Below are 14,774 nucleotides of genomic sequence, written 5' to 3'. Positions count from 1 at the left end.
GGAGATCATGTGACCAATCCAGCCACTCATTTTCAGCAGCTGAGACAACACATTCGGGACGAGCTTGCTGCCGTCCTTGATTTTGATGCCGCCTGTATCACGACCATTGATCCAGCCACTCTCCTCTCGACAGGTTCCTTCACAGATGAACCGATTGAAGAAATTCATGATCAGCTGTTTCAAAATGAGTTCTTAAAAAAGGACGTGCATCAACATGAGTCTCTAGCCAAAGGCCCTATTCATGCTGCGAGCTTAGTCCAAAGCGGGGAATATCTCAACAGTGATCGCTACAGAGACATTTTGTTGCCTAAAGGATGGTCTGATGAATTGCGGGCAGCCCTTGTGATTCAAGGAGAATGCTGGGGTATTGCCAGCCTATATCGTCTAAAGGACAAGGAACCTTTTCAAGAACAAGATATCCGAGCGGTCATCGAACAAACGCCCAGACTCGCAGCCAAGCTAAGAGATGAACTTTTCAAGAAAAGAGATACTGAAGGGGATGACGCAGCGGAGCATCAAGGTTTCCTCATTCTCTCACACGATTACAATCTTCTTTATGGAAATGAGACAGGGCTTCATTGGCTTCATACATTTCAAGCCTTTGAACAAATCCATGACAAGGCGACCATGCCGCGCCCGTTCAGAGCATTAGGGGCTAAACTTTTATACGGAGGTATCGACCAAACAGCGGCAAGCATGACGAGAATGCCTACGGGGCTGTTCCTCTCTCTTCAAGCATTTCGATTAGCGCAGGCAGCCGGGCAGGAAGAGGCTGTCATGATTCACATCAAGAGAGCCCAAACAAATGATATTCTTCCTTATGCGGCAAAAACGTACCGGCTGACAGAAAGAGAGATGAACGTCCTCGACTGCTTATTAAAGGGACAGTCTACAAAGGAAATCGCCAGTACTTTATTTATTTCAACCCATACCGTCCATGATCATGTGAAGGCGATGCTGCAAAAGACAAATTTGAGCAGCAGACGGATGCTTGTTTACTTTTTCTCTCACATATAAAAAAGCGGCTACCTCACTGGTAGACCGCTTTTTTGTTTATTTTCCTAAAACTAACTCATGCAGGACATGTGCTACTCCGGCTTCATTATTGGATTTTGTCACAACATCCGCTACGGCTTTGACATCATCAATGGCATTTCCCATGGCAACGCCGCAGCCCGCAAATTCCAGCATCGATACGTCGTTCCCATTGTCACCAATGGCCATGACCTCTTCACGAGCAATTCCCAGCTCTTTCGCCAGCAGCTTCACGGCATTCCCTTTGCTGACTTCAGGATGCAGGATTTCAAGGAAGAAATCTGTGCTTTTCACCATCATGTACTTGTCCTTCACTTCAGATGGAATGGCTTGTATCGTCTTTTCCAACCGTTCTGGCTGATCAATATACATCATCTTCGGAAGTCTCATTGAGGGATCTGCCTCTTCAACAGGTAAATATTTAAGCGGCAGCTTTGTTAAATAAGATTCAAGTACTGTGTACTCACTAATATCACGATTCGGTGTGTACAAATGAGCGGAATCGAAATAATGCATCGGTGTATCCAGCTCACGGCTCAGCTTATATAAAGAAGTCAAATCCTCATAGGATAACGTCAGTTCTGACACCACTCCATTTGTATGGCTGTTTTGGACAAGCGCCCCATTGTAGGCAATCACATAGTCTCCTTCTTGATTGAGCTGAAGATCATCTAGATAGCGATTCACTCCACCAATAGGTCGTCCTGTACATAATACAATCTTAACTCCCTCTGCCTTCGCCTGTTGAATGGCCTCAAACACCTCAGCTGTCACCATATGTTGATCATTTAATAACGTACCATCCATATCAATTGCAACTAATTTATACATTCACTGGTCCCCTTTTCTCAGCAAAAAACGTGCTGTCACTATTTTGAGCCATCATCTATATGATGACAGGCTATATCATTACTATTTACCTATTTTAGCCTATCGTTTTTTCATCACGCTGTCTACTTGTTCTCACCTGTAACAAAATTGTCATCTGCCTACTCTATTATATCGTATTCTATTCATCCTGCTTTAAACAGAGTTTGTGCCCTTTTCCAATGGGAAAATGAAAACAAATGTTCACGACTGAACATTTTGAAACTAGCAAATCTAATTGTATGATGGATAGCAAAGAAAGGAGGTGCAGGGAATGATTACGTTTACTAGAGGTAAATTGTCAAAACTGTCTGGTGTGCATATTGAAACCATTCGTTTTTACGAAAATGAGGGTGTGCTCCCCGAACCAAAGAGAGCACATAACGGCTATCGTTTATATGATAAAAAATATGTACTCATGCTTTCCTTTATCACAGAAGCAAGAAAGCTAGATTTCTCACTCAAAGAAATTCGCGAAATTATCAAATCACTATTTGAAAAACAATCAAAAACAGAAGCTGAACAGCTGCTCGAACAAAAAGTTGAGGATATTCAACACTCCATTCAAGAGTTAAAAAAGAGGAAGGCTGCCATTCAATTGTTAACAAAACAAACATTAGCGAACATCAGCTAATTGTAAGGGCTGCCAAAGATGTGCCGGTGTTTGCCACTGGCGCCCCTCTCCGCCCAGGTCTCAAGTGCACGTGCAATTCAAACATCAGTTATACTAGAGAAAGCTTTACTTGATATCAAACGAGTGGAAGGGGTTTTGAGTAGAATGAACATTGCAACCATTGGAACAGGTGTGATTGTGGAAAGCTTCTTGCAAGCGATTGAACAGCTTGAAGGCGCTTCTTGTCATGCCGTCTATTCAAGAAAGGAAGCAACTGCAAAGAAGCTCGCAGACCAATTTGGTGTGAAAACAACTTATACGGACTTAACGGCTATGCTAGAAGATCCGAACATTGAAGCCGTTTATATTGCATCACCGAATCGTTTACATAGCGAGCATGCCGCAGCTGCATTGGAACACGGAAAACATGTGATTTGCGAAAAGCCTTTCACCTCTAATGTCAAAGAGCTGGAAGCCTTAATCGCACTCGCAAAGGAAAAGCAGCTTCTCTTATTTGAGGCCATTACGACCATTCATATGCCAAACTATCATTTGATTAAAAAGCATCTTCATCAATTAGGTGAAATCAAACTGGTTCAATGTAACTATAGTCAATATTCAAGCAAATATAATCAGCTGCTAGCCGGCGAAACGCCAAATGTCTTTAACCCTGAATTCTCCGGAGGAGCGTTGATGGATATTAATATCTATAATGTCCATTTCATCATGAACCTCTTCGGATCACCAGAACAGGTCCGCTACCAGGCAAACCGTCACCCAAATGGCATCGATACATCTGGTGTTTTGACTTTCACCTACAATGATTTCATTGCGACAAGTGTCGGCAGTAAGGATACAAGCAGCATGAATTTTGCATTGATTCAAGGAGAAAAAGGCTTCATTCATGTGAAAAATGGGGCGAATGGCTGCGAGGAAGTGTTACTTCATGTGAATGATCAGGTGACCTCACTCAATGCACAAACAAATTCAAACCGTCTGTTTTATGAAACAGAAGCTTTTCAGCACATCATTGAAACAAAAAATTATGAACAGTGCTATGCATGGCTTGATGAAAGTCTCTCTGTAATGAAAGTCCTTGAAGCTGCAAGAAAAGATGCAGGCATTGTTTTCCCAGCAGATCAATTTTAATGAAAAAACCGCCGTCTATGAGAGGGCGGTTTTTGGTGATTAAATACTCTTTGAATAGGCCACAAGGCGCTGAGACATGTGGTTCACTTCATCGACTGAAGCATTTACTTGCTCTGTTAAAGCAGCCTGTGTTTGTGTAAGAGCTGTCATGTTCGAGATATTTTCAAGAATTTCATCAATTTGTGTTTTCATTTCTGTTAAACTAGATTCGATATTCTCCGTTGCATTGGCACTATGAAGCGCCAGCTTACGCACTTCATCTGCAACGACTGAGAATCCTCTTCCTTGCTCACCAGCTCTCGCTGCCTCGATCGCAGCATTTAAACCAAGCAGGTTCGTTTGGTTCGCTACTTCTTTGATCAAGTCAGAAATATTTTTCGTCTCATCTGCACTATTTTTTGCTAGATTGGCAGCAGATGTTGACTGCTCTTGTGCGACAGCAAGCTCTTGCGCTTGGTTTGTCACAGAGCTGATGCCTGATACCATCTCGCTGATCGAACTTGAAAGCTGTTCTACTTGTGAAGCCATTTCATTCGCTGTTTTCTCTTTGTTTTTCTCTAACGTGATGTCACGAATGGTTCCAGCCACACGAAGAGGAACACCTTTTTCATCACGAATGGTTTCACCACCTGCATGATACCAGCGATACTCGCCATTTTTGCTCTGCAATCTGTAATCAATGTCAAATGGTGTGCGTCCAGAGTGATCATTTAAATGATCTGCAAAAGCTTGGAGAGCCTTTTCTTGATCCTCAGGATGCAGGCGATCGCTCCAGCTGCTTAACACGTTCGGGAAATCCTTTTCATCCGTAAAACCAAGCGTTTTTCTGAACTGCGGGGACCACCAGAACTCGTTATTCGGATTGACTGGATCGCCGGCCTCTACGACCATGTCCCAAGGAGCTTCCACAAGCGCACGGTTGATCAAGTCATATCTCGTCACGAATGCTTGCAGCTCTTCTTCTTTCAATTTCTGATCATGAATATCAAAAAGAGCTCCCGCTACACGAAGAGGGACACCATTTCGATCACGAATGGTCGTGCCAGTTGCTTTGAACCAGCGATAATCTCCGTTTTTCAACTTCAAGCGATATTCGATATCATATGGTGTATGTCCCGAATGATCCAATAAATGCGAAGAGAATGCATTTAAGGTATATTCTTGTTCATCCGGATGGATTCGAGATGCCCAGCTGTCTAAAACATTTGGAAAATCGTGCTCATTTTGAAAGCCGATCATTTTGCGGAAATCATCCGTCCATGTGAACTCATTTTTTGGATTGACCGGATCTCCAGCGACAACGATCATATCCCATAAACCAACTTGAATGGCTTTTGTCACTAAATTCATCCGCATTTGAATATCTTCATTTACTTCCTGCATCTTTTGCAAAGCTTCATTTATTTGGGCTACTGCTTCAATCGTTTGACTTGAAGAGAATGCAGCAGTATCTATTCTTGCTGAAAGGTCTCCCTTCTCAATTCGTTCTACTAATCGACTGCTTTCATTTAAAAGGGTTCCCGCTGACGAATCATTTGCTTTTCTCATAAACATCTTTCATAACTCCTTTCACTTCTTCATACATTTTTGAAATATTTTACAGTTATAAACAATTCTTTATTAGGACTTTAGTATTACAAAAGATATATCGACAAAAACTGAAAATTGTTTATGTCATAAATAAGACAAATGTTCATTTTTTCACGAAGTTTCATATTTTGGTGGTGGATGATAGAAGGAATTTATGGAGAAAAGTGGCTCATTTGATAGAATCAACCGCCTTTTTTGTCTGAAAAATCTCTTTTTTTATATTGACACTGACGTCCCGAAAAAAGAAAATGGAACATAAGCATTTTTAAAAAAGGAGAACGTCATGAGCGCGAATCAGGAACAACAAGAATTAAAAAAGCTTTTATCACCGCGTCACATACGCATGATTGCATTGGGCGGGGTCATTGGTACAGGAATCTTTAAAGGAAGTGCCGATACAATCGGTTTAGCAGGTCCTGGGGTCATCTTTTCCTATGTATTTGCCGGTTTATTATTGCTCATCGTGATGGCAGCCTTAGCCGAAATGGCGATTGTCTATCCGGGAAATAACCTTCGCGACCTGATACAGATTGCGCTTGGTCAACGTTTTTCATTTGTCGTCGGCTGGGTTTACTGTTTCATGTGGCTCACTGTGTGTGTCATTGAGATTATCGCGGCAGGCAGCTTGCTTCAATACTGGATGCCGAACGTGCCGCTATGGTCACTATGTTTACTCTGCTCACTCTTAGTCATCGGAATTAACTTAAATAATGTAAAATACTTTGGTGAAATTGAGTTTTGGTTCGCTGGAATGAAGATTTTCGTTATTATTGTGTTTATTATTCTTGGTGCAGCCCTATTATTTGGGATCATTCCAAACGAACAAAGCACACCTGCACTCACCAACTATCAAAACTTCGTCCCGAACGGATGGGGTGCGATCTTTGCATCTTTATTAGTCGTTATCTTCTCTTACGGGGGCTCTGAATTGATCGGGCTGACCATTACAGAAACAAAGGATGCCGAGAAGGTCTTGCCTGGTGTTGTTAAAAGTATGATGTGGCGTATTATCTTATTTTACACTTTGCCGATTTTGATCATCTGCGGACTCATTCCTTGGAATCAAATTGATCCAAATAACAGCCCATTTGTTCAAGTCTTTTCAGCAGCCGGTATGCAAGGCGCCTCTCACTTCATTAATTTTGTATTGATTACAGCCGTTTTATCTGCGGCCAATTCTGGCATTTATGGAACGACGAGAATGATGCATTCTCTTTCTAAATCAGATGGCGGTCCGAAAAAGCTGGCACAGGTCAATAAAAGAGGCGTACCCATTTTGAGTTTATGGGTGACCGTTCTGTTTCTTCTCATCGGAACATTCTTTGCTTACTTATATCCAGAGCAAATTTTCAGCTATATGCTGGCTATTCCTGGTTTTGCTGTTTCACTCATTTGGATTAGCATTTGCATGGCACATCTGAAACTTCGCCCGAAATATCCACAGGAGCCGTATTTTAAGGTGTGGCTGTTTCCGTATTTGACTTTATTTGCAGGTCTTGTACTAAGTGTGAGTTTTGTGATGTTTCTATTCAGACAAGAAAACTTGCCTAGCTCGATTATCAGCATCGGTTTCTTAGTTGCAGCCATCATTGCTTCATTCTTAATGAAAAAGAAGGCTTAAACGCTAAAACCCGCCATTGAGGCGGGTTTTTTCATGAGCTGCTGGCTTCTGTCACTTCAAAATCAATCGACGCTTTTGGGATACCGTTGATGATAATCGATAAAGTATGGGTTCCCTCATAATGTTTTCTCGTCGTCATATTTTGAAAAGACTGTGACCTGACGAATTCTCTATGTAACGCTGAGCCTGTTTCAAACTCTGTAATTTTAAATACCTTCTGATTGCGGGTCCCCCGAGCTTTGACGTAGTCTATGGCATACTCTACACGCAGCTTTAGCGGCTTATCGGCCTGAAGTGTAAAATGAAAAGTCATTTTCTCACCGATCCGAATAGGGTCTTGTACTATCTTCAAATCCGTTACCTGAACGGATGGATCGTCTCCATAGCCAAACAAAGCCATGATATCTGGATCTCCTTTTTTGAGTAAAGTACGGGATGCATGTTTGACAATCCAGTTCGTATGTTTGTTGGTTCCATACCAGTTTTGAACTGTCTGCTTCATCAGATCAGGCTGAATTGCTGAGATATCATTTAGATGGTTCGCTACACTTTTTTGCACATACCGCGCCGAGTCAGACTTCAAATTTTCCAAAATCGGCAGTGTGACCGAAGGATTTTTTTTAAGCGAAGGAACAGATAAGCCCCATGGCAGACGCGGTCTGCAGCCTTCACTAGCAAGCCTCCGTATATGCTCATTTTGATCCTGAGACCATACGAGCATTTGCGCCAGCATTTTGTCTTGATCTTGAATCAGAAATGGCCGAACGGCAAATTCAGAAGTGGAAAAAGGCGTGAAGAATTCGAGCGCCTTGATCGAGAGATCCCAATGTGCAAGGCCATATGTCTCGACATAGTCTGGAAATACGAGCGCACTAAGCCCTGAAAAATGCGGCGCTGCCTGACGCAGTACCTCAATTGCCTGCTTATAATCCTCAGGCAGACAGGCATGCATCGATTCAGTGACTCTTCTCATCCGTCCTTTTAACTCAAGCTGCTGCCAATCCTCTTGAAGCACGAGCCGCTGGAATTGCTCAGCATCAAATACAGTCGAAGCCTGTACAAGTTTCTCCGCTAATTCTTGAATAAATAATTCATGGTACACATGTTTTAATGGTTCGATCGTGTCCACCTCCCACATCTCAATATCATTATTTTACCCCAATCTGAAGAAAGTGGTATCACAACAAGCAAAAACAGCCCAATTCCAAAGAACCAGGCTGTTGTTCGCTATATAAACATATTAATGATCATAATAAATGCAATAGCACTAACGGAAATGATCGTCTCCATAGCCGTCCATGTCAAAAACGTCTCTTTAATGGTCATACCAAAATACTCTTTGATCAGCCAGAAACCAGAGTCATTGACGTGAGATAAAATTAACGAACCCGCTCCTGTTGCTAACACAAGCAGCTCTCTGCTCACATCCGGCATAGTTGCAGCAATTGGGGCTACAATACCTGCTGCCGTCATCATAGAGACCGTCGCAGATCCTGTTGCTACACGAATCACCGCAGCAATTAGCCAACTTAGCAAAATCGGTGAAATCGGCGAGTGTTTGGCTACATCTGCAATATAATCACCAACGCCCGAATCAATGAGCACATTATTAAAAGCCCCGCCTGCTCCAATGACAAGCAAAATGGAAGCGATTGGTCCTAAGCACTCGTTGCTAAATGAAAGCACTCGGTCACGGCTCATTCCTTGCATAAAGCCAAGACTGAAGAAAGAATACACCGTTGCAATCAGCAGTGCTGTAATTGGATCCCCGATGTACTTGAATACCTGAAACCACATATTGTCCTCTGGTAAGATAATGTCCGCCAATGTGGCAAGAAGCATCAGAATCACCGGCACCAATATGGTAAACATCGTATTCGCAAAGCCGGGGAGCCTTCGATCTTCATTTCGTTCAGTGAATTGCTTTCTCAGCATCTCCGGAACTGGTTTATGTATCCGTTTTCCAATCCACTTACCATACAGCGGTCCAGCAATAATCGCTGTCGGCAATCCGACAATTATAGAAAAGAAAATGGTTTTCCCCACGTTGGCATGATAGATGCCAACGGCTGCCATTGCCGCTGGATGAGGCGGCACTAGTCCATGCACGACAGACAAGCCAGCAATTAACGAGAGCCCAATTGTCACGAGCGAGATGCCTGTTTCAATAGCAATTGTAAAAAGTAAAGGAATGAGAAGAACGAAACCGACCTGGAAAAAGACAGGTATCCCCACGATAAAGGCAACAAACATCATTGCCCAATGCACATTTTTCGTCCCAAACCGGCCGATTAAAGTTTGAGCTATCCGCTCTGCTCCCCCTGATTCAGCCATCATTTTCCCAAGCATTGTACCAAGCGCTAGAACAATTGCCAGCAATGATAACGTATTGCCTAATCCCGTTTTAATCGATTGAATGATTTCCTGCAAATCCATTCCAGTAGCAAAGCCCACTAGCATCGAAGTAATAATTAAACTCACAAATGGATTCAACTTAGCGATTGTAATGAGAATGAGTAAAAGGACAATCGCCGCAATCACGATGAATAAAAGCATGTTCTCCCACCTTTTCCCTGATGTTTAACGATTTTGTTTTAATTGCAGCGCACTAATGACATCAAATTCATCCTTCAGTTTATCGTAGAGACGCTCATATAAATAAAATAGCTCTATGTAAGTTTCATTGTTCTTCATATTAGGTTCATGACGGGCAGAAATTCGAATCCACTCTTGAACCTCTTCTATCTCTTCCATATGACCTAAACTATGAAGTGCGAGGACAGCCGCCCCAAGTGCTGACGCTTCATAACTTTCTGGAACAAGTACTTCTCTGCCCATCGTATCCGCTAAAATTTGCCGCCACAACGGAGATCGTGCAAATCCGCCCGAAGCTCTGACATCCTTTGCAGAACCGGTTAAATCTCTTAAGGCAACACCAATCGAGAAAACACTCATAATGACGCCTTCTAACACAGCTCTAATAAAATGCTCCCGCTTATGCTGAAGACCGATCCCAAAGAAGGTGCCTCTCGCATTTGGATTCCAATAAGGTGCACGCTCACCCGATAAAAATGGCAGAAACAGCAGTCCCTCTGAGCCTGCTGGAATCTTTTCCGCAATATCCATCATTAAATCGTAAGGGTCCACACCAAGGCGCTTTGCTACCTCCACCTCTGAAGATCCAAATTCATCCTTCAGCCATCTCAGCATGATCCCGCCATTATTGGTCGGTCCTCCCACAACCCAATGTTTATCTGTCAGCGCATAGCAGAACGTTCTTGATTGCTCATCTGTGATTGGTTTGTCTACAACCGTACGGACCGCACCGCTTGTCCCAATCGTAACAGCCACCTCTCCTTTTCCAATCGCGCCAACACCTAAATTCGCTAGAACGCCATCATTCGCACCAATCACAAATGGTGTATCTTCTTTAATGCCCATGCGCAGTGCAATCTCAGGCTGAAGTCCTCTCAGCTGATACGTCGTTGGGACAAGTTCAGACAGTTGACTGGCTTCAATTCCAGCAATACGAAGCGCCTGTTCATCCCATTGAAGCGTTTCCAAATGGAACAGACCTGTTGCTGAAGCGATTGAATAATCGACGACATACTGACCGAAGAAATGATATAGAATATATTCTTTGATAGAAATAAATTTCGCTACCTTCTTGAAGAGATCAGGTGCCATTTCCTTGATCCAACGTATTTTTGAAAGCGGTGACATTGGATGGATCGGTGTACCTGTCCTTTTATAAATGTGGAAGCCATCCATATCTGATAAGATTCGTTTCGCTTGTTCTGCACTTCTGTTATCTGCCCAAATGATACTGTTCGTTAACGCCTTGCCATCCTCATCCATCACAATTAAGGAATGCATCGCAGTACTAATCCCGATGCCGATGAGATTTGCTACATCAAATGCTGCTGTCGTCAATGCACCTCTTACACTCGCAATGACGGCTTCTAATATCTTTTCAGGGTCCTGCTCAACCCATGCTGGCTGGGGCTGAATGAGATCATAAGGTACTGAATGCTTCGTTATTACTTTCCCCTGTGGTCCAAACAGAACCGCCTTTGTACTTGTTGTTCCAATATCCAAACCAATTACCGCCTGGTTTCCCTTCATCTGTATCACGCCCAATCATTGATTTGAAATCAGATATGAAGTTTTTGATATACCTGTTAAATCCCATTATAAAAATAATTTTTTCGACATTCAACGACCGAAAAGAAAATTATTTTCATCCAAAAGCTCACAATCGTTACCATAGCAGCATTTTTCATCATCAGAAAAATTTATTTTTGGAATCATTACACCCTTTTTTGTGATATGGTTTCTCGCATTTGCTTTAAATTTGTTATTGTTTCCTGCTGCCTTAAGTGAGCAAGTGCAAAATATAGAACGTCAATGACAGTCAGCTGAGCAAGTCTTGCAGACATCGCTTCTGTTCGAAAAGCCGTTTCTTGCGTCGCTGTATACAACGTGACATCTGCAAGCTGACTCAATGGAGAGCGCTGATAGCTTGTAATGCCGATGGTTTTGGCTCCTTTTCCCTTTGCTGTTTTCATCGCATCGAGTAAATCTTTATTACGTCCAGAATGAGATATACCGATCACTGTACTGTGCTGGTCAAGGAGACCAGCAGACATCGCTTGAAAGTGAGAATCTGTGTGAACAATACAGTTGATACCTGTCCTCATAAATTTATGAAAAGCGTCTGTTGCAATGAGTCCAGACCCACCACTCCCATAAAACTCTAAGCGTTTCGCTTCATGTATGATTTGTATGGCCTTTTCTACATCCTCTGGATTCAACAATTGAAAGCTATCCTTTAAAGCGGATATATTCGCCTGAAAAACCTTTTGCATAAAAATCGCTGTATCATCATCAAGACTCATTTCTTCATCTACATAATTAGGCTTTGTTTGGTCTATTTCCTGGGCAATAGCAATCTTCAAATCTTGAAAGCCCTCAAATCCAAGCCTTTTACAAAGACGAAAAATCGTTGCCTCTGAGCTCGCTGTCTTTTTCGCAAGCTCGACAATAGACAAATGGATGATGTCGCGGGGCTCACTCGTAATATGTTCTGCAATTCCTTTCAGCTTTGGCGGCAATCCCCTGCTTGCTGCTCGTATTTTTTCAATACTACTTAAACTGACAGAAGCCAATTTACTTCACTCCTCCCTTATTTATGTGAGCGCATACATTTCCTTATGTTCCCATCTTATAAAAAAGAAGCCTGTTTGCACAGACTTCTCTTTTTATGAATTCATCGTTTTAATCAATAAATCAAAAAAGATTTACTCAAAATTTTATAATATACACTTTTAGCTCAACAATCTACCACATTATTTTCAACTTCATTTTCTATATTTCTTTCCAAAAATCTTAAGCATTTTACCCTTATTTCTTCTAAACTATCACTTAATTCATGTGGTATTAAACTTTCTACATCTTCAAGTTCTGTTCCCAAATGAAGTATATTTATCAGTTCTTCATTTATCCCTTTCTTTTTTAAAACATCGATTGTTCGTGGACTGAACATGAGCTTTTCCGCTTCTTCTATAGTGATTAAACCTTCTTTTAGCGATATGATTATACCAATGATATTTATAACAATAATCCTATCTAAATCTTCATGTGAAGAATATCTTAGTTCTATTTTATTCATAAATCATTTCACACTCCAACCTTTTTTAACTTTCACATCATACACCAAACCAGATTTACTTTGAAAATAATGTACAGAAACCTTTTTTCCGTCTTTATAGCCATCTTTATATACTTTTTTCCAAGTCCCTCCTTCAATCTGTTTTAACTCAGATAACAACTTCTTATTATTTACTGTAACTTTTTTAGTCTACAAAAATAGTACGGATGACAAGACCCCATACAGCATCGGCTCCTTTATAACCAATTTGTACACTTTTGTCATTTGAAGAAGCCTCTCGATTAATATGGAATGTTACAGACGGTGAGAATAACGATACAATTAAAGTAAAAATAATTAGAAAAGGAAAATGATATATTTGAATGACATAACAAAATATTCACTATAATCTAATCATATAGCGCAAGGAAAACTTCACCTAACCTTCCGATATATAAGTGTCTTTTAAACTCATTTTTTTATAAACCTTATCTGTATGATTCTTATGAATCTTTTCCCCGCTTCACTCGTATATACTAAAAGAGTGATTGATTTGAAAGGAGATCTGTTTGTGGGATATATTTTGTTATTTTCGGTTGTGATCGGTCTGATTTTGACCCTTTTGCTCACACCGCTCAGATTGTTCGTTAGAAAGAAAGGAACAGAACAGCAGGTTCCGCTTATGTGGATTGCAGGCCTTGCTTTGCTGTTCATGGTCGGTATTTTTATTTTCTATTACATCACCAATTTAGATCGTAACCCTTCATCCCTATGGTTGATTGGACTTGTTGTGACAGCAGCAGGTGCCTTTTTGTCAGTTGGATTGGAGCGTAAGATCAAAGGCGTGCTGTTTCTTATTCTATTACTGCTCGGTGTTTATATGGCGACAGCTTTTCTATTCAATGCGAATGAGAAATTTGATGTCTCCAAAATGGAACAAAAGGTGGAAATCAAAGCGTTTGATGAGACGGAAACACCTGCAAGTGTACCGCCTCAATTTGCTCGGAACAAAATGAAGAAATCGTTCGGACAGGTTCCAAACACAAGCTACTATGAGCTTGGCAGCCTGCAAATCCAGAAGGTCAACGGTGAGTATGTGTACATCGCCCCAGTGGAGTTCTCGGACTTCTTTAAATGGATTCGTTCGGGGAGTACGCCGGGTTACTTTACATTAAGTGCGACCGACTCATCTGCTAATCCAAAGTTTGTGAAAACAGAGATGGTTTACACACCTTCCTCTTATTTCAACAAAGAAATTGAGCGGCATATCCGCCTTCAGTATCCTGATTTGATTTTCTACGGCGATACACAGCTGGAAATCAATGATGATGGAAAACCTTATTACATTCGCACGTATGGCGATTTTATCTCTGCCCGAAACGGCTTTAAAGCTTCCGGCGTAGTCGTTGTTGATGCCAAAACAGGTGCAACGAAGAAATATGCTCTAGATCAAGTACCTGCTTTTATTGATGGCGCTGTTTCACCAGAAGCGGTCAGTCTGCAAAACAGTTATTTCGGAAACTATATTCACGGGTTCTGGAACAGTATGTTTGGAAAATCAGATGTGAAGCTGCCTTCAGATGAAGGAACAGAAGCCAATGTAAGTCCAGTGTTTGATTCAAAAGGAGATATGTATTACTTCACAGATTTCACAAGTCCGAAAGAGGGCGTTGATTCGATGCTTGGGTATGCCCTGACAAATGCCCGGACAGGAAAAGCGACTTATTATACCGGTAATCTTGAAGAGTCCTACATGGATTCTCAAGGCGCTCTGCAAATTATTGAAAAACGATTCATCGAGAAGAAATGGAAAGGGCGCATGCCCATTCTCTATAATTTCTATGGAGAAGCCAGCTGGCTCACACCGGTTCTCGATTCAAATGGATTCCTGCAAAACTACTTTATCGTTTCTGCAGCCAATCCTGAAATCGCTGCGTACGCTTCAACACCAAACGAAGCGTTGAGAGCCTATAAGACAGCTCTTCAAAAAGGCGGCGGCACCGTCAACAGTTCATCTAAGCAGGAAAAGAAAGAAGCTACAGGAAAAGTCAAACGAGTCTATAAAGAAAAGACCGGTGATTATACAACCGTCACCTTCCTGCTAGACGATGGGAAAAGCTACACCATGTCATCTGAAAAAGAACCTCTTGTCATTTATTTAAAAGAAGGCGATCAGGTCACCATGAAATACACAGATACAGGTGAAATCTTCCTTCCAGTTGATGAAATCAAAATCAAAGGATTATAAA

Annotated in this window: 12 protein-coding genes; 5 read left to right on the top strand and 7 right to left on the bottom strand. The window is 41.6% G+C overall.

Annotated elements, in window-relative coordinates:
* The first annotated feature begins 9 nt into the window (after window positions 1-9).
* Complete coding sequence (locus tag C6347_RS00745) at window positions 10-1,017, top strand: helix-turn-helix transcriptional regulator (RefSeq protein ID WP_060597619.1); 1,008 nt, start codon at window positions 10-12, stop codon at window positions 1,015-1,017.
* 36 nt (window positions 1,018-1,053) lie between these two features.
* Here the strand turns inward: C6347_RS00745 and yidA are convergent, their stop codons facing one another.
* Entirely contained in the window at window positions 1,054-1,866 is an 813-nt protein-coding gene (yidA, locus tag C6347_RS00740; protein WP_106071287.1) for a sugar-phosphatase, read from the bottom strand.
* 310 nt (window positions 1,867-2,176) lie between these two features.
* Here yidA and C6347_RS00735 point away from each other — a divergent pair, with 310 nt between their 5' ends.
* Together C6347_RS00735 and C6347_RS00730 are read left to right on the top strand one after the other, a co-directional pair.
* On the top strand, window positions 2,177-2,536 hold the full coding sequence (locus tag C6347_RS00735; RefSeq protein WP_060597621.1) for a MerR family transcriptional regulator: 360 nt from the start codon (window positions 2,177-2,179) through the stop codon (window positions 2,534-2,536).
* 144 nt (window positions 2,537-2,680) lie between these two features.
* Window positions 2,681-3,664 (top strand): Gfo/Idh/MocA family protein, encoded by a 984-nt coding sequence (locus C6347_RS00730; RefSeq protein ID WP_060597622.1) that lies wholly within the window; start codon window positions 2,681-2,683, stop codon window positions 3,662-3,664.
* A gap of 39 nt (window positions 3,665-3,703) precedes the next feature.
* Here the strand turns inward: C6347_RS00730 and C6347_RS00725 are convergent, their stop codons facing one another.
* Window positions 3,704-5,218 carry a methyl-accepting chemotaxis protein gene (locus tag C6347_RS00725; RefSeq protein ID WP_060597623.1) on the bottom strand — a complete coding sequence of 505 codons (1,515 nt, stop codon included), beginning with the start codon at window positions 5,216-5,218 and terminating at the stop codon, window positions 3,704-3,706.
* Between the two features lie 319 nt (window positions 5,219-5,537).
* On the opposite strand from C6347_RS00725, the gene C6347_RS00720 reads away from it, so the two are divergent.
* Complete coding sequence (locus C6347_RS00720; protein WP_060597624.1) at window positions 5,538-6,875, top strand: amino acid permease; 1,338 nt, start codon at window positions 5,538-5,540, stop codon at window positions 6,873-6,875.
* A 31-nt stretch (window positions 6,876-6,906) separates the two neighbouring features.
* Here the strand turns inward: C6347_RS00720 and C6347_RS00715 are convergent, their stop codons facing one another.
* The 5 genes from C6347_RS00715 to C6347_RS00695 all read right to left on the bottom strand — a co-directional run bounded on the left by C6347_RS00715 (window position 6,907) and on the right by C6347_RS00695 (window position 12,546).
* Window positions 6,907-8,013 (bottom strand): DNA alkylation repair protein, encoded by a 1,107-nt coding sequence (locus C6347_RS00715; protein WP_106071286.1) that lies wholly within the window; start codon window positions 8,011-8,013, stop codon window positions 6,907-6,909.
* 89 nt (window positions 8,014-8,102) lie between these two features.
* A complete protein-coding gene (locus C6347_RS00710; protein ID WP_034660515.1) occupies window positions 8,103-9,431 on the bottom strand; it encodes a GntP family permease in 1,329 nt (442 codons plus the stop codon).
* Between the two features lie 24 nt (window positions 9,432-9,455).
* Complete coding sequence (gene gntK, locus C6347_RS00705; RefSeq protein ID WP_106071285.1) at window positions 9,456-11,000, bottom strand: gluconokinase; 1,545 nt, start codon at window positions 10,998-11,000, stop codon at window positions 9,456-9,458.
* 185 nt (window positions 11,001-11,185) lie between these two features.
* The gene (locus tag C6347_RS00700; protein WP_060597627.1) at window positions 11,186-12,043 is read right to left on the bottom strand and encodes a MurR/RpiR family transcriptional regulator; all 858 of its coding nucleotides are present in this window, start codon (window positions 12,041-12,043) and stop codon (window positions 11,186-11,188) included.
* A gap of 164 nt (window positions 12,044-12,207) precedes the next feature.
* Entirely contained in the window at window positions 12,208-12,546 is a 339-nt protein-coding gene (locus tag C6347_RS00695; RefSeq protein WP_045210169.1) for a DUF3969 family protein, read from the bottom strand.
* A gap of 550 nt (window positions 12,547-13,096) precedes the next feature.
* Between C6347_RS00695 and C6347_RS00690 the strand changes: the two genes are divergently transcribed.
* On the top strand, window positions 13,097-14,773 hold the full coding sequence (locus tag C6347_RS00690) for a hypothetical protein (RefSeq protein ID WP_106061335.1): 1,677 nt from the start codon (window positions 13,097-13,099) through the stop codon (window positions 14,771-14,773).
* Window position 14,774: the final 1 nt, after the last annotated feature.

The sequence above is a fragment of the Bacillus sp. NMTD17 genome, from assembly GCF_002998735.1.
Classification (GTDB): Bacteria; Bacillota; Bacilli; order Bacillales; family Bacillaceae; genus Bacillus.
Note: the sequence above shows the minus strand (reverse complement) of the source record. Positions and strands in the feature narration are given on the sequence as shown.

Excerpts from the sequence above, each read along its gene's own strand:
- gntK (WP_106071285.1), bottom strand. The coding sequence starts at position 11,000 with ATGAAGGGAAACCAGGCGGTAATTGGTTTGGATATTGGAACAACAAGT.
- C6347_RS00725 (WP_060597623.1), bottom strand. The coding sequence starts at position 5,218 with ATGTTTATGAGAAAAGCAAATGATTCGTCAGCGGGAACCCTTTTAAAT.
- C6347_RS00730 (WP_060597622.1), top strand. The coding sequence starts at position 2,681 with ATGAACATTGCAACCATTGGAACAGGTGTGATTGTGGAAAGCTTCTTG.
- C6347_RS00715 (WP_106071286.1), bottom strand. The coding sequence starts at position 8,013 with ATGTGGGAGGTGGACACGATCGAACCATTAAAACATGTGTACCATGAA.
- yidA (WP_106071287.1), bottom strand. The coding sequence starts at position 1,866 with ATGTATAAATTAGTTGCAATTGATATGGATGGTACGTTATTAAATGAT.
- C6347_RS00710 (WP_034660515.1), bottom strand. The coding sequence starts at position 9,431 with ATGCTTTTATTCATCGTGATTGCGGCGATTGTCCTTTTACTCATTCTC.
- C6347_RS00735 (WP_060597621.1), top strand. The coding sequence starts at position 2,177 with ATGATTACGTTTACTAGAGGTAAATTGTCAAAACTGTCTGGTGTGCAT.
- C6347_RS00720 (WP_060597624.1), top strand. The coding sequence starts at position 5,538 with ATGAGCGCGAATCAGGAACAACAAGAATTAAAAAAGCTTTTATCACCG.
- C6347_RS00695 (WP_045210169.1), bottom strand. The coding sequence starts at position 12,546 with ATGAATAAAATAGAACTAAGATATTCTTCACATGAAGATTTAGATAGG.